Genomic DNA, 18,417 nt, shown 5'->3' with positions numbered 1-18,417 from the left:
ACACGGTGCACCACCGAGGCGCACGTCGCGCAACAGGGGCCTCATACCGGCCATTTGGGCTCCCGGGCGGCGAAAAGCCGTCTTGTTCTGGCCGGTTCGCAGCGCTTACTTTTGCCCCTCCTGACGCATGTCTAGGGGGGCTATCGATGGCCGTACGCGGCCGGCACCGCCGGTATCAGCCGAACAGGATCAACCGCGCCTCACTCACCGTCACGGCGGGCGGCGCGGGCATGGCACTGCCGTTCATGGGCACCGGCGCCGCTCAGGCGGCGGACATGGACACCTGGAACAAGGTCGCCGCCTGCGAGTCCACCAACAACTGGAGCATCAACAGCGGCAACGGCTTTTACGGCGGACTGCAGTTCACCCAGTCCACCTGGGAGGCCTACGGCGGCCGGGCCTACGCGGCGCGCGCGGACCTGGCGAGCAAGGACCAGCAGATCGCCGTCGCGGAGAAGGTCCTCGACGGGCAGGGGCCGGGCGCCTGGCCGGTCTGCTCCAAGCGGGCCGGACTGACCCGGGGCGGTGGAGAGCCCGACATCCGGCCGGCCACCGAGCGCACGAAGCAGAGGGACGCGAAGAAGAAGACCTCGATCGAGGAGGTACGGCCGCAGTCCACACCGCAGTCCCGGGCGGGCAACGCCGAGATGTACACCGTGGTCCGCGGCGACACCCTCTCCGGCATCGCGGACGACCAGGACGTGCGGGGCGGCTGGCGGGGCCTGTACACCGCCAACCGGTCGGCCATAGGGTCCGACCCCGACCTGATCGTGCCCGGCCAGCGTCTCGCCCTGCGCGGCGAGGGCGCCACGAAGACGCGTCCCGCGCACCGTCCGGCGCCGTCGGCCGAGCCGCAGACGAAGAAACCGGCCCAGGACCGCGCGGACGGACGAGCGAAGGAAAGGCCCAAGGAGCGGTCCACGGAGCGGTCCAACGGGCAGAGCACGGAGCGTGCCGGCCGGTCCACGGCCACCCGGCAGGGATTCGTCGCCCCCGTCAACGCCTCCCTCGGGACGCCCTACCGCAAGGCGGGATCCGCCTGGTCGAAGGGCTACCACACCGGCATCGACTTCCCCGTGCCCACCGGTACGACGGTCAAGTCCGTCGCGTCGGGCAGCGTCGTCAGCGCGGGGTGGGGCGGCTCGTACGGCTACCAGGTGGTGGTCCGGCACACCGACGGCCGCTACAGCCAGTACGCCCACCTCTCCGCGATCTCCGTGCGGGACGGGCAGTCGGTGAGCGCCGGCCAGCGGATCGGCCGCTCCGGCTCCACCGGCAACAGCTCGGGCCCGCATCTGCACTTCGAGGTGCGGACGGGGCCCGGTTTCGGTTCGGACGTCGACCCGGTGGCGTACCTGCGGGCCGGCGGCGTCACGATCTGACGCGTATGCGGTGCCGGTCGACCGTGGGGAGCGGGACGTACGGGATGCCGGGGAAGGGGACGTAGGAGAGCGGGCGTTCGTCGTCGGCGGCCACCACCGACGGCTCCCCGCTCTCGTGCCCGGTATCCGCACCGGGCGCCGCTGTTGCCGGCCCGGGTGCCGGCAGCGCGACCGGTGCGTCCGGCTCCGGCACGAGCACCGCGAGCGGCGTCTCCGGCCCGGGCACGAGCACCGCCGCCGAACCCGGCCGCGGTGCGGGCGCGGCCACGAAGACCTCTTCCACGAGCGGTCGCCCACCGGCGGCCACGGCGGCGACCGGCTCGGACGCGGCCACCGGCCGGGGTACGGCGACCGGCTCGGACACGGCGACCGGCCGGGGTGCGGCGACCGGCTCGGACACGGCGACCGGCTCGGACGCGGCCACCGGCCGGGGTACGGCGACCGGCTCGGGTGCCGCATCCGCCGGCTGCCCGTGCGTGAGCCGCTCCGTCGTCAGCAGGATCAAGCCACCCGCCGCCACCACACCGCAGCTCAGCGCGAGCGCCGTGCCCGTCGTGCCGTAGCGGAAGGTTTCTCCGAACATCGTGATGCCCACCGCGGCCGCCACCACCGGGTTCACGACCGTCAGCGTGGCCAGCGGGGCGGCGAGACCGGCGCCCCGGTAGGAGGCCTGCGACAGCAGCATGCCGGCCGTGGCGAGAACGCCGATCACGGCGAGGGACGGCACGTCCGCCGCCGACACACCGCCGGTCCAGTCGACCGCGACGGTCTTGGTGAACACCGAGGACATGCCGAACGCGATACCGGAGGCCGTCGCCAGCAGCATGCTGCGCACCGCCGGGTGCCGGTGCGCCGCCCGGGCGGCGATCATCAGCGAGACGACCACACCGGCGGTGACGACGGCAACGGCCGCCCGCTGTGCCGTGTCCAGCGACCGCGCGTCGGACGCGGCGACCAGGGAGAGCAGACCGGCGAGCCCCACCGTCGCCATGATCGCGCCCCGCCAGGCGGTGGCCCCGGCCCTGCGGCCGACGAACAGTGCCGCCATGGGCAGCGCCACCACGATGGTCAGTGCGCCGAGCGGCTGGACCAGGCTCAGCGGACCGTAGGCCAGCGCCACCACGTGCAGCAGCCCACCGAGGCCGTTCAGCCCGACCGCCGCCCACCAGCCCGGCCGGCGCAGCGGTGCGTACTGCTCACCCGGCGAGGACTCCGCCACCCGCTCCTGCACGATCGCCCCGCCCGCGTAGGCGAACGCGGAGACGAGGGACAGCAGGACGGACAACGCGAGGGCGCTCATCGGCTGCTCCTCTGCGTGAGGCGGGGGCGCTCGGCCCGGCGCGGCGAAAGGTGGGCTTTCATGACCAACACCCTGCCGTGTCCAGGTCTTCCCGTCGTCGTCCCTGAGCACTCATTGGGTCCTACTGCCGATGGAGTACGAGGGGAGCACCGTCATCCCCAGGGTGGGCGAGTCCGGTCGGGGGCCACCGGGTCGCGTCCCTTAGGGGTCTTGGTACTACTGCTCTTCGTGGACCTCGACCCCGACCTCGCCGCGCTCCGCCCGCTCGCCGGCTTCTTCGTGCTGCGCACGGAAGGAGCACCGGCCTGGTCCCTTCCCACTCTCGCACAGGCGTATGCCACAACGGCACCGGAAGTGTCAGCAAATCCCCTGATTTTTCGTGTGCAGAAGGTCGCGACCGCTCTGCGTGCCCCGGAGATGCGTGTCGCCGCGTCCGTGACCCACCTGGGCCTCGCCGCCCGGCTCTGGTCGATCGCCCTCGGCTGCGCCGCGCTGTACGGACGTGTCCCCGACCTGGACGCCCGGCTGCTGCACTGGGACGCCGACGGCAGCGCCCCCGACGACCTGTGGCTCATGGACGTGAGGCCCCTCCCCGGTGACGCGCCGACGGTCGCGGAGGTCGTCCTGGACGGCCACCTCGTCCCCTTGGCGGCGGCCCTGAGCGCCCGGCACGGCCTCGCCCCCGGCCTGCTGCGGGGCAACGCCGCCTCCGCGCTGGCCGGCGCAGCCCGGGAACTGGACCGCTGGGCCCGGCGGCACGGCCGTACGGACGTCGCCGCCCGGGCCCGCTCCCTGGCCGCGGAACTCCTCGCGCACCCCCGGCTCACCGGCGCCGGAACCCTCTCGGGCACCGCCTTCCGGCGCCGCAGCTGCTGCCTGTACTACCGGGTCCCCGGAGGGGGTGTGTGCGGCGACTGTTGCTTCCCACGACCGCCTCGCTCTTCCCCACGCGCCCCATCTGGGTGACCATGAAAGGGAACGGCCGCTGAGAGCAGGGAGTTGCGGGTGCGAGTCGGACTGCTGACCCGGGAGTACCCGCCGGACGTGTACGGCGGTGCAGGTGTCCATGTGGAGTTCCTCGCCCGTGAGCTCCGGCCACTCGTCGACCTGGACGTGCACTGCTGGGGCGAGGGGCGTGGTGACGGTGTGCGGCGGCACCGGCCCTGGTCCGCGCTCGACGGCGCCAACGACGCGTTGCGCACGTTCTCCGTCGACCTCGCCATGGCGGCCGCCCTCGAAGGCCGCGAACTGGTCCACTCCCACACCTGGTACGCCAACCTCGGCGGCCACCTCGCCAAGCTCCTGTACGGCATTCCGCACGTGATGACCGCGCATTCCCTGGAGCCCCTGCGGCCCTGGAAGGCCGAGCAGCTCGGTGGCGGCTACGAACTGTCCAGCTGGGCCGAACGCACCGCGATCGAGGCCGCCGACGCGGTGATCGCCGTGTCCGGCGCCATGCGCGAGGACATCCTCGGCTGCTACCCGGCGCTCGACCCGGAGCGGGTCCACGTCGTGCACAACGGTATCGACACCACGCTCTACCGGCCCGACCCCGGCACGGACGCCCTGGACCGGATCGGCCTCGACCGCTCCCGCCCGTACGTGCTGTTCGTCGGCCGGATCACCCGCCAGAAGGGCGTGCCCCACCTGCTGCGCGCGGTGCGCGACATCGACCCGGCCGCGCAGGTCGTGCTGTGCGCGGGCGCCCCGGACACGCCGGAGATCGACCAGGAGTTCCGCGAGCTGTTCGGTGAGCTGAGCGGGGTCCGCGACGGGGTGTTCTGGATCCCGAAGATGCTGCCCCGCCCGGAGGTGATCCAGCTCCTCACGCACGCCGCCCTCTTCGTCTGCCCGTCGGTGTACGAGCCGCTCGGCATCGTGAACCTGGAGGCGATGGCCTGCGGCACACCGGTGGTGGCCTCGGCGGTCGGAGGCATCCCCGAGGTCGTGGACGACGGCACGACCGGGCTGCTCGTCCCGCCCGGCGACGGCTTCGAGGCGGGTCTGGCCCGGGCCATGGACACCGTGCTGGGCGATCCGGCGGCCGCCCGGCGGATGGGCGAGGCCGGGCGGGAACGCGCGGTCGGCGAGTTCGGCTGGGACGCGGTGGCCCGCCGCACGGTCCGGCTCTACGAGGAGATCGTCAAACAGGCTTAGCGGGTACTGCTCAGGGGCAGGCATCGGGAAATCGGCGTGAGGGGAGCGGCCATGCGTGGTGGTGGTCCTTCGGTCCTGGGGATCGTGCTGGCGGGCGGCGAGGGCAAGCGGCTGATGCCCCTGACCGCGGACCGTGCCAAACCGGCGGTGACCTTCGGCGGCACGTACCGCCTGGTCGACTTCGTCCTGTCCAACCTCGTCAACGCCGATGTCCTGCGCATCTGCGTCCTGACGCAGTACAAGTCGCATTCGCTCGACCGGCACATCACGACCACTTGGCGGATGTCCAACCTGCTGGGCAACTACGTCACGCCCGTGCCCGCCCAGCAGCGTCTCGGCCCGCGCTGGTACCTGGGCAGCGCCGACGCGATCCTGCAGTCGCTGAACCTCGTCTACGACGAGCAGCCCGAGTACGTCGCCGTCTTCGGCGCCGACCACGTCTACCGCATGGACCCCCGCCAGATGCTCGCGCAGCACATCGAGAGCGGTGCGGGCGTGACCGTCGCCGGGATCCGTGTGCCGCGCACCGAGTCCTCGTCCTTCGGGGTGATCACCCCCGGCTCGGACGGGCAGACGGTGGAGCGCTTCCTGGAGAAGCCGGCCGACCCGCCGGGTCTCGCGGACGACCCGACCTGCGTCTTCGCCTCGATGGGCAACTACATCTTCACCACCAAGGCCCTCATCGAGGCGCTCAAGCGGGACGCGGAGGACGCGTCCTCGGTGCACGACATGGGCGGCTCGATCCTCCCCCAGCTCACCGACCGGGGCGAGGCCGCGCTCTACGACTTCAGCGCCAACCACGTGCCCGGCGAGACCACCCGCGACCAGGGCTACTGGCGGGACGTCGGGACGCTGGACGCCTACTACGAGGCCCATATGGACCTCATCGCCGAGCGCCCCGCCTTCAACCTGTACAACCGCAGCTGGCCCATCTACACGCACTCGTACCAGCTCTCCCCGGCCCGCTTCAACGCGGGCGGCATCGCCAGCGAGTCCATCATCAGCGCCGGCTGCCTGGTGCGCGGGCAGGTCACGCGATCCGTGCTGTCGCCGGGCGTGGTGGTCGACCCGGGGGCCGTGGTGCAGGGCTCGGTGCTGCACGACAACGTGCACATCGGCCGGGGCGCGGTGGTGCGCGGCGCCGTCCTCGACAAGAACGTCCAGGTGCCGCCGGGCGCGACCATCGGCGTCAACCCGGAGCGGGACGCGGAGCTGTACACCGTGTCCAAGGGCGGGGTCATCGCCCTGGGCAAGGGGCAGTTGGTCACCTGACATCGGGCGACCCGGGCGCTTTGTCCTGACATGCCCGAGGGTGGCGCCATCGAAGAGATGACCGGCGGGCGCATCGGGAGCCCGTCGATCGTCCTGCGGGTGCCCATCGGCGAATCGCGTCGATCCGTGACGCCTCCCGGGTGACTCCCACGGCATGCCCGGCGACGCAACCTGTGCTGAACTGGCGGCACATGCACCATAAGTCCCGCCCCTTCCGCCGGGGCGGGACTTAATCTGCTGTTAACTGTACGTAGCGCGATCGTACTTGACCGTAATCGGCTGGGGGCGGTTGACTGCTGGCCCACCCGTCGTCGACGCGAGGCAAGCCCTTGACTGCTGATCTGCTCGCTCCTCTCGACCTGGCGTTCTGGAACCTCGAGTCCGCCGAGCACCCGATGCACCTCGGTGCGCTCGGGATCTTCTCGGCCCACTCGCCCGCCGCGGGCGCCCACGCGGCGGACCTGCTCGCGGCCCGGGCCGCCGGTGTCTCCGGGCTGCGGATGCGCATCCGCGACGTGTGGCAGCCGCTGCCCTCCGCCCTGCGCCGGCCGCTCGCCTTCGGCGGCGCGGCCCGCGAGGCGGACCCGGACTTCGACCCCCTGAACCACGTACGGCTGCACGCCCCGACCGCCGATTTCCAGGCGGTCGCGGGCCGGCTCATGGGGCGTCCCCTGGAGCGCGACCGGCCGCCCTGGGAGGCCCATGTACTGCCGGGTGAGGACGGCGTCTGCTTCGCCGTGCTGTTCAAGTTCCACCACGCCCTGGCCGACGGGCTGCGGGCGCTGACCCTCGCCGCGGGCGTCATGGACCCCATGGACATGCCGCCGCCCCGGCCCCGCCCCGCCGCGACCCCTCGCGGTCTCGTGCCGGACGTGCGCGATCTGCCCGCGATGATGCGCGGTGCCCTGTCCGACGTGAGCCGCGCCCTGGACATCGGCGCAGCCGTCGCCCGCTCCTCCCTCGACGTGCGCTCGACCCCCGCGCTCACCTGTGAGCCGAGCGGCACCCGGCGCACCGCCGGAGTGGTGCTCGACCTCGACGACGTCCACCGCGTCCGCAAGACGGTCGGCGGCACCGTCAACGACGTCCTCATCGCGGTCGTCGCGGGTGCTCTGCGCCGCTGGCTCGACGAGCGTGGCGACGACAGCGAGGGCGTTGCGCCCCGCGCGCTGATCCCCGTCTCCAAGCGCCGCCCGCGCACCGCGTACCCGCAGGGCAACCGGCTCTCCGGGTACTTGATACGGCTTCCGGTCGACGATCCGGACCCGCTGGCCCGTCTGGCCTCGGTCCGGGACGCCATGGATCGCAACAAGGACGCCGGCCCCAACCGGGGCGCGGGCGCCGTCGCCCTGCTCGCCGACCACGTCCCCGCCCTCGCCCACCGGCTCGGCGGGCCCCTGGTCGGCCAGGCGGCCCGACTCTGGTTCGACCTTCTGGTCACCAGCGTGCCCCTGCCCAGCCTGGGCCTGAAGCTCGGCGGCCACCCCCTCACCGCCGTCTTCCCCTTCGCCCCGCTGGCCCCCGGCCACTCCCTGGCGGTCGCGGTCTCCACGTACCGCGGGAGCGTTCACTACGGCCTCGTCGCCGACGCCGAGGCGGTCCCTGACCTCGACCTGTTCGCCACGGCCGTCTCAAAGGAGGTGGCGACGCTGATCAAGGCCTGCCGGTCGTGATCAAGGCGACTTTGGCGGTGCGGCCCGAGGCTCCGTAGAATTCGCCCTTCGAAAGCGGGCGCGACCGGCGCCCCGCGACGGCAGAGCAGGGAACGACAGCGGCGATGACGGTGACACAGGACGGCCCGCAGGCCATGGACGAGGCCGGCGGGCCCTCGTACGGACCCGGCATCGACCCGGAGCGCCTGGCCGTCTGCCTCAGCGTGCTCGAGGAACTCGACAAGCTGGAGGTCGACCACCCGGACGCCATCGCGGTGCGCCGGGCCACCGCCGGGATCTACCGCACGGTCAAGCAGCGCCGCCGCCAGGAGCGCCGGGCCGCCAAGACCGCCCACGACAAGGCGGTCACGGAAGCCACGGCGACCGGCTCCGCCCAGCGCATCGACGACGAGACCGAGGGCCTGCTGCCGTCGTCGAACACCGATGAGGGCAGGATCGCGGGCATACTCCAGCGCCCCCGCTCCTGCTACACCTGCAAGACCCGGTACGTGGAAGTCGACTACTTCTACCACCAGCTCTGTCCGGACTGCGCCCGCGTGAACCGCGAGAAGCGCGACGTCCGCGCCGACCTCACCGGAAAGCGGGCCCTGCTCACCGGCGGCCGGGCCAAGATCGGCATGTACATCGCGCTCAGGCTGCTGCGCGACGGCGCGCACACCACGATCACCACGCGCTTCCCCAAGGACGCCATCCGCCGCTTCAAGGCCATGGACGACTCCGCGGACTGGATGCACCGCCTGGAGGTCGTCGGCATCGACCTGCGCGACCCGGCGCAGGCCGTGGCCCTCGCGGAGCAGGTCGCGGAGGCGGGCCCGCTCGACATCCTCGTCAACAACGCGACGCAGACCGTGCGCCGCCTGCCCTCCGCCTACGCCGCGCTGGTCGAGGGCGAGAGCGCCCCGCTGCCCGCCGGTGAGCTGCCCGCCCACCACGTCATCGGCGCCTTCAACTCCGGCGCGGTCGACGGCATCGCCGCGCTGCCGCTGGGAACCAGCGGGCTCGACGCCCAGAAGGTCGCCGACCTAGCCCTGGTCGCGGGCAACGCCAGCGTCGAACGGCACCTGGACGGCACGGCGATCGACGCGGGCGGTCTCGTGCCCGACGTGGTCGACTCCAACACCTGGGTGCAGACGATCGAGCAGATCTCGCCCGTCGAGCTGCTGGAGACGCAGCTGTGCAACTACACGGCGCCGTTCATCCTGATCAGCGCGCTGCGGCCGGCCATGGCCGAGGCCGCGAAGAAGGCGGAGAGCGGCCGGGCGTACGTGGTGAACGTGTCCGCGATGGAAGGCGTCTTCGGGCGCGGCTACAAGGGCGCCGGGCATCCGAACACCAATGCCGCCAAGGCCGCGATGAACATGGTGACGCGGACCAGCGCACAGGAGATGTTCCAGACCGACGGGATCCTGATGACCTCGGTGGACACGGGCTGGATCACGGACGAGCGGCCGCACTACGACAAGCTGCGGCTCGCCGAGGCCGGGTTCCACGCGCCGCTCGACCTGGTCGACGGCGCGGCCCGGGTCTACGACCCGATCGTGCGGGGCGAGGCCGGAGAGGATCTGTACGGGGTCTTCCTGAAGGACTACGCGCCGGGCAAGTGGTAGGCGGGTTCGGTCCGCCGTCAGCGGGTGGTGCGGGGGCCGGACGCGCCCACGGCGGCGGAGCCGCATATGGGCACAGCCCCGCGCCCCGGGGCGTTTCATCCTGCCGGGCTGCGATCGTCGTGTGACGTCCCGTCAGTCCACCGCCCCGAGCCGGGCGTTGCGGGACGCCAGCAGTTCCAGGATCGTGCGCCAGTCCTCCAGCACCCCGGCGTCGAAACCGGCCGAGCGGCCCTCTTCGCAGGCTTGGCGCAGGGCGAGGAGGTCGTCGTCGGCCGGGGCGTCCCGGCGGGGGCGACGGCGCACGAGACAGGCCACCCGCTCACCGAGCAGGGCGCGGACCGCGTCGGCCGTGTGATCCGCGCGCGCTGCGGGGTCGCCGGGCCACAGCAGCCCGCCGAGGGGCTGCACCAGCCCCGCGACCTGGAGCTCCTTGTCGGCCGGGCGCCCGCGGCGCAGCAGTGCCGCCGTCCGCAGCGCGTGGTCGTGCAGGTCGGCCGACGGGCTGACGCGGTCCGGGGCGTCCCAGGTGCCCCGGCAGGCGTACAGCAGATCCATCAGCTCCTCGACACTGCGCAGCTCCATGCGTCAGTCCTCCCGCCGGACGGCCGTTGCCGTACGGCAGCAGAGCACGGCCGGCTTTCGACTCGTCCAACGGCACCTGAACTGCGCACAGTCCGAAAAGCACCGTCGGCGACGTACGCCGTTCGAGTGATTGACGAAACGCCTGAATGACTACAAATCGGTATGTAAACCGGAGTTGAACACGGGATGACGCGCGATCGTTACCGGTTGTTTTCAGCCCCATCGAGCGGGGCCCTGCTCATTTGGTTAGTCTGATGCGGACGGACAGCAGTACGGGGTCCTACCCACACCCACGGTCCGTCATGGGACCAGCCGGTTCACCACGGCCTGCTCTCCCGTGAGTCGACCGGCGCCACCGCGTCCGAACTGCATTTGGCATAGAGGCCCGAGCGGGCGTCAGGCGCAGCAGGACCGGCGCGTACGTCCCGAGGGTGACCGACACATAAGGAGTGCGCGGTGACACCGGAGAAGACGAATCGCGATCAGCGCCCCAAGGAACGCGGCGAGCGCGCCGGCCGACGGGCCGACGAGCTCGGCAGCCTCGACGTGTGGGCCCGGTCGGCCCCGATCCGCCTCGCGGGCTACGAGGACGACCTCGCAGAGCCCCACATCCTGCCCAGCGTCGACTGACAGCGGGCGCACCCCTCCGCGACCTCCGAGCGCATGGCCGTGCCAGACTCACGGCCATGCTGATCAGGGAAGCAACGGCTGACGACTGGCCTCGCATCTGGCCGTTCTGGCACCGCATCGTCGCCGCGGGCGAGACCTACGCCTGGGACCCGGGCACCTCCGAGGAGGAGGCCCGGGTCCTGTGGATGAACCCGGCGAAACGCGTGTACGTCGTCGAGGACGACAGCGGTGCCGTCGTCGCCTCGGCCTACCTCACCCCCAACTACGGCGGCCCCGCCGCCCGTATCGCCAACGCCGGCTTCATGGTCGACCCCGAGCAGGGCGGCCGGGGTTACGGGCGTGCCCTCGCCGAACACCTCCTGACCAAAGCCCGGTCCGTCGGCTACCGGGGCATGGTGTTCAACGCCGTCGTCGAGACCAACCCGGCCGTGTCACTGTGGACCTCCCTCGGCTTCACGATCCTCGGCACGGTGCCCGACGCCTTCGACCACCCCCGTCACGGCCGGGTGGGGCTGCACATCATGTACCGGGCGTTGTAGGGCGACCGGGAGTTCGCGACTCTCAGGGGCGGGCGTACGGCCGGGTCATGATCTCCATGTTGTGGCCGTCCGGGTCGTCGAAGTAGGCGCCGCGACCTCCGAAGAGGTCGTTGACCCGGCCGGGCCGGGTGTGGTTCGGGTCGGCGTAGTAGGTGACGCCGATCGCCTCCAGACGCTCGATCATGCCGTCGAACCGCTCCTCGGGCACGAGGAACGCGTAGTGCTGCGGCTGGATCGGCTCGTCGGTCTTCTCGTAGTAGTCGAGGGTCACGCCGTTGCCCAGGTCGACGGGCAGGAACGGGCCGAAGGGGGCGCCGACCTCAAGGCCCAGGACGGCCGCCAGGAACTCCGCGGACAACTGGCGGTGGGAGGCGAAGACGACGGTGTGGTTGAGGTGGGCGACCGTGGTCGGCAGTTCGGGGGCGTGCGGGGTGTGGGACATACGTGGGTTCTTCTCCGAGTCTCGGGATCCGTGAGGAAGCGCCCTCCAGGGGCGCGGGGATGAGGACGCGAAGACGAGAGGCGGGGCGCGTGCCCTCTCCGGCTCTCGGGCGGGCCCGGGCGGGGTCACCCCCGCCGCGCTCACTCCGAGGCCGGGCGCCTCACTCGTGCATGGCCTACGGCCGACCCGGCAGTCACCCGGCCGACCCTAGTCGATCGGCGCCGTCCGCTGCCACGGGTTTCGCTCCTCCAGCTGCCCGGCCAGAGACAGGAGTTGGGATTCCGTGCCGGGGCGGCCCACGAGCTGCACGGCGCACGGGGCGCCCGAGGGAAGGGTGCCGCAGGGGACGGACATGGCGGGCCAGCCGGTCAGGTTCCACGCGGGCGTCAGCGGCGAGTAGTTCGTGTTCGCCAGCACGTTGCTCAGCCAGCCCCGCTCGTGCCAGGGTCCGGCCTTCGGGGAGCGGCGGGCGAGCGCGGGCGTGAGCAGCACGTCGTGCTCGGCGAAGAACGGCTCCAGCCGCCGGCGCAGCCGCTCACGGCTCGCCCCGGAGCTCACGGTGCGCAGGAAGAACCGGCCGAGCCGGGCGTGGACGCGGGTGCGCCGCGTCAGCAGCCGCGGGTCGAGCGGCCGGGCGTCCGCGGCGGTGCCCGCCGTCCAGTGGGTCAGGGAGGTCGTGGCGAGTGACATCGGGTAGGGCGGGTCGGCGCGCCGGACCTGATGACCCGCCCTCATCAGCAGCCCCGCCGCGTCCCGGGCGGCCGCCGCGTACGGACGGCTGATGGTGACGCCCGCCAGCGGGCTGCGCAGCGACACGGCGATCCTGAGGTCGCCGGGCGCGGGCACGGGTCCGGGCTGGATACCGGCGAGGACCGAGAACATCAGACGGGCGTCCTCGACGGTCGTGGCGAGCGGCCCGTTCTCCGCCATGCCGAACCAGGTGCTGTCCCCTTCACCGGCCGGCACCACCCCCTGCCCCGGCTTGATGGTGACGAGGCCGCAGTTGGCGGCCGGTATGCGCAGGGAGCCCATGCCGTCGTTGCCGAGGGCGATCGGCACCATCCCGGCGGACACGGCCGCCGCGCTGCCGCCCGACGAACCGCCCGCCGAGCGCGTGGGGTCCCAGGGGTTGCGGGCGATGCCCAGCACGCCGTCCGTCGTGCCGAAGACACACAGTTCGGGGACGTTCGTCACCCCCACGACCACCGCGCCCGCCGCCCGCAGCCGGGCCACCGTCACATGGTCCCGCGCGGCCGGCGTGTCCGGCGTGGCGGCCGAGCCGATCCGCCGGGACTCACCGCGCACGGCCAGGTTGTCCTTGACGGCGACGGGCACCCCGGCCAGGGGCAGTTCGGCGAAGTCGCCACGGGCCGCCACCTCGTCGGCCTCGGCCAGGGCCGCCTCGGCGCGCACCGCGCGGAAGGCGCCGACCCTGCCGTCGAGCCGCTCGATCCTGGCGAGGTGCTCGGCGACGACCTCGCGGGGCGTGACCCGCTTCTCGCGTACGGCGGCGGATATCTCGGCGGCGGTGCGGCCGGCCCACGTGGTCACAGCGGCTCCTCGGAGGGGAGAGGGCGGACTTACTGACGAGTACGTAGGGAGAACTGTGCACCCCGCGAGGACCGTGCGTCGAGGTCGCCGACGTGTCGGGGCCGAACCGGTGCCGTGGTGGCGGCCGGCTCAGCGCAGGTGGCGTGCGAAGAAGGCCTCGGTGACGTGCAGCGAAGCGGCCCGCTTCGCACCGAACGTGTGCCCCTCGCCGGGGACGGTGCGCAGTTCGACATCCGTGCCCGCCTTCCGGAACGCGGTGGCGGCCTCGCGTGACCAGGCCGGGGGGCAGGTGCCGTCCGCGGTGCCGTGCTGAATCAGCAGGGGTTCGGTCGCGCGGTCGGCGTGGGTGAGCGGGGGGAGACGCCCCGCCAGAACCCGGGGTTCTCCTCGGGCGTGCCGTGCTCCTCCTCGATCTCGGCGACGAGGGGATCGCCGTCGGGCCGCTGGAAATGCTCGATGTTCTCCTCCGGTCGCGCGCTGACCGGGGCGTACGCCACCGCAGCGTCGAACAGCCCTGGCGTCACGACCAGCGTGTTGTGCGCAGGTTCACGTCGTTGTCCGGGTCGATGTAACCGTGTGCCGGCACCAGCGCCGGGAAGGGACCCCCCGCCCTCGGGAATGTTCATGATCCCCGAGATCGTCAGGCCGTTCGCCTCGTAGGTGACGGCGTAGCGGGTGTAGGCGGACGTACGGTCGAGCACCGCGCCGAGGCGCAGGCCCGAGCCGGTGTGCTCGCGCTGCATCAGGGCCTGGACGGAGACGGGATCGGCGGGGGTGGGGGAGGGGCTGGTGCGGGGGCTCTCTCAGTGTGACCCCGTGGAGCACCACAGGACAGGGCCGACCCGCGAGGGAGGGTGAAGCCCCGCACCGGTCCCTGTGGCGCAGGTCACATACGTGCATGTCACATCGTGATGAGCCGCTGCCTCATAGGGGTGTACGCACCGACAACGGCAGAGGAGCTCACCATGAGCGCACGACTGGACGTCTTCGCCATCCCGAGCGCGAGCAAGGTCGTCAAGCAGTTCTACTCCCTGGGGCGGCTGGTGGTGCAGTCGCCGCTGCCTGCCGCCACCCGGGAACTGGTCTCGCTCCGCACGAGCCAGATCAACGGATGCGCGGTCTGCGTCGACATGCACACCAAGGAGGCCACCGCCGCGGGCGAGAGCTCCGTACGTCTCCATCTCGTCGCGGCGTGGCGCGAGGCCACGGTCTTCACCGAGGCCGAGCGAGCCGCGCTGGAGCTGGCCGAGCAGGGAACCCGCATCGCGGACGGAGCCGGTGGCGTGCCGGACGCCGTGTGGCGGCGAGCCGCCGAGCACTACGACGAGGAACAGCTCATGGCGCTGGTGACCCTGATCGCCTCCATGAACACCGCGAACCGGCTGAACGTCATGCTCGAGCAGCCGGCGGGCGACTACGAACCCGGCCAGTTCGCGTAACCCCGGAGCGCCGGGGCGGGGTCGCGGCTACTGCCTCTGCCCGGGCCCCGCCAGCCGGGTCGGCGGCAGGTACTCCCGTACGTACGTCCGCTCCCAGCACGCGCCCGTCTCCCGCAGCTCGCGCCACGTCGTGTAGCGGTAGCGGAACAGGCGGGCGCGCACGTACCGAGGGGGCTCGTCCGGCGGGAACGGGGAGCGGCGCAGCAGCTTCAGGGTGTCCCGGTCGTTCTCCAGCAGCCGTTCCACCAGCGTCCCGAACCAGGAGTCCGCGTAGGCGGGGGAGAGGGCCGCGAACCACATCAGCCAGTCGAGCCGCAGATGGTAGGGCGCGAACTGGCGCGGCCAGCGCCGCGGATCACCCGGCTTGCCCTTGAACTCGTACTCCCGCCACCCCGAGTCCGGGTGCGGCACATCGTCCGTGGTGCCCTCCACGACCACCTCGTACCGCACCCGGCTCACACTGCCGAACGCCCCGTAGGTGTTGACCAGGTGGAGCGGGTCGAAGGAGCGGTTCATGACCTGGCGGCGGGAGAGCATGTTGCGCACCGGCCGGTAGCCGAGGGCGAGCAGCAGCGCCGACACCGCGAGCACCACGACGACGTACCACAGCGGGGCGTCGGGCACCTGCGGCGGATCGGCCGGGAACCGCACCGCCGACAGCGCCAGCACCACGGTGATCCAGTTCAGCCAGGAGAAGTTGCCCGACAGCACCAGCCACAGCTGGGTGACGATCATGCCCGTCGCGGCGGCCGTCGCGACGGGCTGCGGGGTGAACAGCAGGAACGGCACCACGAGCTGGGTGACGTGATTGGCGGCCACCTCGACGCGGTGCAGGGGCCTGGGCAGGTGGTGGAAGAACCAGCTCAGCGGGCCCGGCATCGGCTGGGTCTCGTGATGGTGGTCCAGGCAGGTGAGCTTGCGCCAGCACGCGTCGCCGCGCATCTTGATCAGGCCCGCGCCGAACTCCACACGGAACAGGACCCACCGCAGCAGGAACAGCACGACGACCGGCGGCGCCACCTCGTCGTTGCCGAGGAACACCGCCAGGAACCCGACCTCCAGCAGCAGCGACTCCCAGCCGAACGCGTACCAGGTCTGCCCGACGTTGACGATCGACAGGTACAGCACCCACGGCACCAGCCACAGCAGCATGCCGCCCCACAGCGGCAGCAGTGAGTCCAGCCCGGCCAGCAGCGCCGCGGACACCGCGCAGCCCGCCCAGGCGCATAGTGCGAAGAACCGGTCCGAGTAGTGCCACTGGAACAGGCTCGGCGCCCGCTTGAACGGCACCCGCTCGACGAACCGCGGCACCGGCAGCATGCCGCGCCGGCCGATCAGCGCGCGGAACTGGAGCGCCGCCGTCAGGAACGCCACCAGGTACATGGCCGCCAGTGCCCGCTGAAAGACCAGCCGGGTCAGCCAGTAATCGGATGCGGCGAACCATTCCACGGCCCTGGGGCCCTCCTTCCCGTGCGGCGCCCGGCCCGGTCGTCCGGTCGTCACGCTCGGTGTCCCGTCGCCGCGGTCGAGTGACCGAAGTGAGTGAAGCGAACCACAGTGCCGGGTCCGGCGTCGTACCGGACAGCCCGATCCGCGCGACGGAGCCGGACTGATTTTCCGACGCCCCGGCCGCCGACCGCATCCCCGGCGGCCCCTCGGGCGTCTTCAGTAACTGAGGGCCGTTCCGGCGCAGCGGCTCGTACACTCGGCACATCCGGTCGAAGAATCGGACGAATCCTGGCAAGGTGGGCCCATGGTTGATCGGGGAGCGAGAGCCCTGTCCCTCCCGGACGACTGGCCCGCCCACCCGGACCCGATTCTCGCGCTCAACCGGATGGGCAGCTTCGACTGGGATCTGGACACCGGCCTGATGCAGATGGACGCCCAGGCCCACGAGGTCTTCGACGTGCGCTCCGACGAGTACGACGATCATCCCGAGACCCTCGCCAAGCGCGTCCCGCCCGACGAGTCCCGCCGCCTGGACACCGCGGTCTCGCAGGCGCTGAAGGACGGCAGCGAGAACTACGGCGCCTACTTCCGCATCCGCCGCCGCGACGGCAGCCTGCGCTGGACCCACACCCAGGGCTACATCCGGCGCGACGACACCGGGCGCCCCCGCCGCATCATCGGCATCATCCGGGACGCCACCCAGGAACTCGGCGAGATCGACGCCCGCCGCGACCAGGCCGCCCAGGACGAGGCCCGCAGGCAGCAGACCAGCGTCGTCGAACTCACCACGGCCGCCCTCGCCCACGCCCGCACCGTCCAGGACGTCATCGACGTCCTCAAGGACACCCACGGCCTGGTCCACCTGGGCGCCACCAGTCTCGTCATGGGCCTGGTCGAGGCCGGCCGCATCCGCCTGGTCGCCGAGGGCCCCTCGGGCAGCTTCGTGCCCGGCACCCGCGTCACCCGGATCGACGAGCCCTATCCGATGAGCGAGGCCGTCCGCACCCTCGGCCCGTGCTTCATCGAGTCGCCGGAGGAGTTCGCCGAGCGCTATCCGGTCCTGTGGCCGCACATCACCGGCCTCGACATCACCTCGGCCGCCTATCTGCCGCTCATCGTCCAGGCCCGGCCGATCGGTGCCATGGGCCTGCTCTACAGCGACCGTCACGGCTTCACGTCCGAGGAGCGCAACATCCTCGTCGCCCTCGGCAGCAGCATCGCGCAGAGCCTGCAGCGAGCCATGTTCTACGAACAGGAGATGGACCTCGCGCAGGGCCTCCAGCAGGCGATGCTGCCCCGGAGCATCCCGAGCGTGCCCGGCGCCGACGTGGCCGTGCGCTACCGCGCCGCCACCATCGGCGGCTCCGTGGGCCGGGACATCGGCGGCGACTGGTACGACCTGATCCCGCTGCCCGGCGGCCGGGTCGGCGCCGTCATCGGCGACGTCCAGGGCCACGACACGCACGCGGCCGCCGTCATGGGCCAGTTGCGCATCGTGCTGCGCGCCTACGCCGCCGAGGGACACCCCCCGGCCACCGTGATGGCCCGGGCCTCCGTCTTCCTGCACGAACTCGACACCGACCGCTCCGCGACCTGCCTCTACGCGGAGGCCGACCTGTCCACCGGCGTGCTCCAGATGGTCCGGGCCGGCCACATCGATCCGCTGGTGCGCCACCCCGACGGCTCCTGCCGCCGCGTCCCCGTGCCCGGCGGGCTGCCGCTCGGCCTCTCCGCCGAGTTCGGCCGCCTGGAGTACCCCGTGACCACCATGGAGCTGGACCCCGGCGACACCCTGCTGCTGTGCACCGACGGTCTGGTGGAGCAGCCCGGCGCCGACCTCGACGACGGCATGCGCACCCTGGGCGCGCTCGTCGCCACCGGCCCCGACGACGTGCGGGACCTCGCCGAGCGGCTCATCGACGTGGCCGCCGAGCGCGGCGGCGACGACGACGTGGCCTTGCTCCTGCTGCGCCGGCGCGGACCCGAGGGCCCGCAGTCCGGCCGCCGGCTCCAGCGGCGCGTGGCACCCGGCGACCCCGGGGCCCTCGCCGAGACCCGGCACATGATCCGCACCGCGGTCGCCGCCTGGGGAGCGGGCGATCGCGCCGACGAGATCGAACTGGTCGCCGACGAGCTGATCACCAACGCCCTGATGCACACCGAGGGCTCCGCGGTCGTCACCCTGCGGGCCTTCACCGGCTCCGAGCGCCGACTGCGCGTCGAGGTCGAGGACTCCTCCAGCGCCCTGCCGCGCCGACGCGAGGCGGGCGAGTCGGGCGTCTCCGGGCGGGGCCTGCTCCTGGTCGAGCTGCTGACGGACGTGTGGGGCGTGGAGGCCCGGGGCGGCGGCAAGGCCGTGTGGTGCGAGTTCGTGGTGCCCGGCCGGGACTGACC

The 18,417-nt window shown here is 72.2% G+C and carries 17 protein-coding genes; 10 read left to right on the top strand and 7 right to left on the bottom strand.

Annotated features, from left to right (window positions below; genetic code table 11):
- Window positions 1–146: 146 nt before the first annotated feature.
- Window positions 147–1,382, top strand: coding sequence for a transglycosylase family protein (locus ACFY5B_RS37405; RefSeq protein ID WP_389978996.1), 1,236 nt, complete (start codon window positions 147–149; stop codon window positions 1,380–1,382).
- Here the strand turns inward: ACFY5B_RS37405 and ACFY5B_RS37400 are convergent.
- On the bottom strand, window positions 1,372–2,682 hold the full coding sequence (locus ACFY5B_RS37400) for a DMT family transporter (RefSeq protein ID WP_389978993.1): 1,311 nt from the start codon (window positions 2,680–2,682) through the stop codon (window positions 1,372–1,374). The two genes, ACFY5B_RS37405 and ACFY5B_RS37400, sit on opposite strands and share 11 nt — an antisense overlap.
- Window positions 2,683–2,910: 228 nt before the next feature.
- Here ACFY5B_RS37400 and ACFY5B_RS37395 point away from each other — a divergent pair, with 228 nt between their 5' ends.
- The 5 genes from ACFY5B_RS37395 to ACFY5B_RS37375 all read left to right on the top strand — a co-directional run bounded on the left by ACFY5B_RS37395 (window position 2,911) and on the right by ACFY5B_RS37375 (window position 9,391).
- Window positions 2,911–3,648: a (2Fe-2S)-binding protein gene (locus ACFY5B_RS37395; RefSeq protein WP_389979035.1), complete on the top strand. Its 738-nt coding sequence runs from the start codon at window positions 2,911–2,913 to the stop codon at window positions 3,646–3,648.
- Between the two features lie 39 nt (window positions 3,649–3,687).
- Window positions 3,688–4,839, top strand: coding sequence for a glycogen synthase (glgA, locus tag ACFY5B_RS37390; RefSeq protein WP_389978990.1), 1,152 nt, complete (start codon window positions 3,688–3,690; stop codon window positions 4,837–4,839).
- A 51-nt stretch (window positions 4,840–4,890) separates the two neighbouring features.
- Entirely contained in the window at window positions 4,891–6,111 is a 1,221-nt protein-coding gene (glgC, locus tag ACFY5B_RS37385; RefSeq protein WP_389978987.1) for a glucose-1-phosphate adenylyltransferase, read from the top strand.
- Window positions 6,112–6,440: 329 nt separating this feature from the next.
- A complete protein-coding gene (locus ACFY5B_RS37380; protein ID WP_389978984.1) occupies window positions 6,441–7,784 on the top strand; it encodes a wax ester/triacylglycerol synthase family O-acyltransferase in 1,344 nt (447 codons plus the stop codon).
- Window positions 7,785–7,888: 104 nt separating this feature from the next.
- Window positions 7,889–9,391, top strand: coding sequence for an SDR family NAD(P)-dependent oxidoreductase (locus ACFY5B_RS37375; RefSeq protein WP_389978981.1), 1,503 nt, complete (start codon window positions 7,889–7,891; stop codon window positions 9,389–9,391).
- A 132-nt stretch (window positions 9,392–9,523) separates the two neighbouring features.
- On the opposite strand, the gene ACFY5B_RS37370 is transcribed toward ACFY5B_RS37375, so the two are convergent.
- The gene (locus tag ACFY5B_RS37370) at window positions 9,524–9,973 is read right to left on the bottom strand and encodes a hypothetical protein (protein WP_389978978.1); all 450 of its coding nucleotides are present in this window, start codon (window positions 9,971–9,973) and stop codon (window positions 9,524–9,526) included.
- Between the two features lie 456 nt (window positions 9,974–10,429).
- On the opposite strand from ACFY5B_RS37370, the gene ACFY5B_RS37365 reads away from it, so the two are divergent.
- Together ACFY5B_RS37365 and ACFY5B_RS37360 are read left to right on the top strand one after the other, a co-directional pair.
- Window positions 10,430–10,603, top strand: coding sequence for a hypothetical protein (locus ACFY5B_RS37365; RefSeq protein ID WP_167526749.1), 174 nt, complete (start codon window positions 10,430–10,432; stop codon window positions 10,601–10,603).
- Window positions 10,604–10,659: 56 nt separating this feature from the next.
- Complete coding sequence (locus ACFY5B_RS37360; RefSeq protein ID WP_389978975.1) at window positions 10,660–11,142, top strand: GNAT family N-acetyltransferase; 483 nt, start codon at window positions 10,660–10,662, stop codon at window positions 11,140–11,142.
- Between the two features lie 22 nt (window positions 11,143–11,164).
- Here the strand turns inward: ACFY5B_RS37360 and ACFY5B_RS37355 are convergent, their stop codons facing one another.
- From ACFY5B_RS37355 to ACFY5B_RS37340, 4 genes are all read right to left on the bottom strand, one after another.
- Window positions 11,165–11,584, bottom strand: coding sequence for a VOC family protein (locus tag ACFY5B_RS37355; RefSeq protein ID WP_389978972.1), 420 nt, complete (start codon window positions 11,582–11,584; stop codon window positions 11,165–11,167).
- Window positions 11,585–11,791: 207 nt separating this feature from the next.
- On the bottom strand, window positions 11,792–13,135 hold the full coding sequence (locus tag ACFY5B_RS37350) for an amidase (protein ID WP_389978969.1): 1,344 nt from the start codon (window positions 13,133–13,135) through the stop codon (window positions 11,792–11,794).
- Window positions 13,136–13,264: 129 nt separating this feature from the next.
- Window positions 13,265–13,450, bottom strand: a complete 186-nt coding sequence (locus tag ACFY5B_RS37345; protein ID WP_389979032.1) for an alpha/beta hydrolase family protein — start codon at window positions 13,448–13,450, stop codon at window positions 13,265–13,267.
- Window positions 13,450–13,878: a hypothetical protein gene (locus ACFY5B_RS37340; RefSeq protein WP_389978966.1), complete on the bottom strand. Its 429-nt coding sequence runs from the start codon at window positions 13,876–13,878 to the stop codon at window positions 13,450–13,452. Before ACFY5B_RS37340 ends, ACFY5B_RS37345 begins: the two co-directional genes overlap by 1 nt.
- Window positions 13,879–14,100: 222 nt before the next feature.
- Between ACFY5B_RS37340 and ACFY5B_RS37335 the strand changes: the two genes are divergently transcribed.
- The gene (locus ACFY5B_RS37335) at window positions 14,101–14,574 is read left to right on the top strand and encodes a carboxymuconolactone decarboxylase family protein (protein WP_389978963.1); all 474 of its coding nucleotides are present in this window, start codon (window positions 14,101–14,103) and stop codon (window positions 14,572–14,574) included.
- A gap of 27 nt (window positions 14,575–14,601) precedes the next feature.
- Here the strand turns inward: ACFY5B_RS37335 and ACFY5B_RS37330 are convergent, their stop codons facing one another.
- Entirely contained in the window at window positions 14,602–16,023 is a 1,422-nt protein-coding gene (locus ACFY5B_RS37330) for a lipase maturation factor family protein (RefSeq protein WP_389978961.1), read from the bottom strand.
- A 304-nt stretch (window positions 16,024–16,327) separates the two neighbouring features.
- Between ACFY5B_RS37330 and ACFY5B_RS37325 the strand changes: the two genes are divergently transcribed.
- The gene (locus ACFY5B_RS37325; RefSeq protein ID WP_389978958.1) at window positions 16,328–18,415 is read left to right on the top strand and encodes a SpoIIE family protein phosphatase; all 2,088 of its coding nucleotides are present in this window, start codon (window positions 16,328–16,330) and stop codon (window positions 18,413–18,415) included.
- The last annotated feature ends 2 nt before the right edge of the window (window positions 18,416–18,417 follow it).

The sequence above is a fragment of the Streptomyces sp. NPDC013187 genome (assembly GCF_042899705.1).
GTDB lineage: Bacteria > Actinomycetota > Actinomycetes > Streptomycetales > Streptomycetaceae > Streptomyces > Streptomyces hawaiiensis_A.
This window is presented reverse-complemented; position numbering and strand designations above follow the sequence as displayed.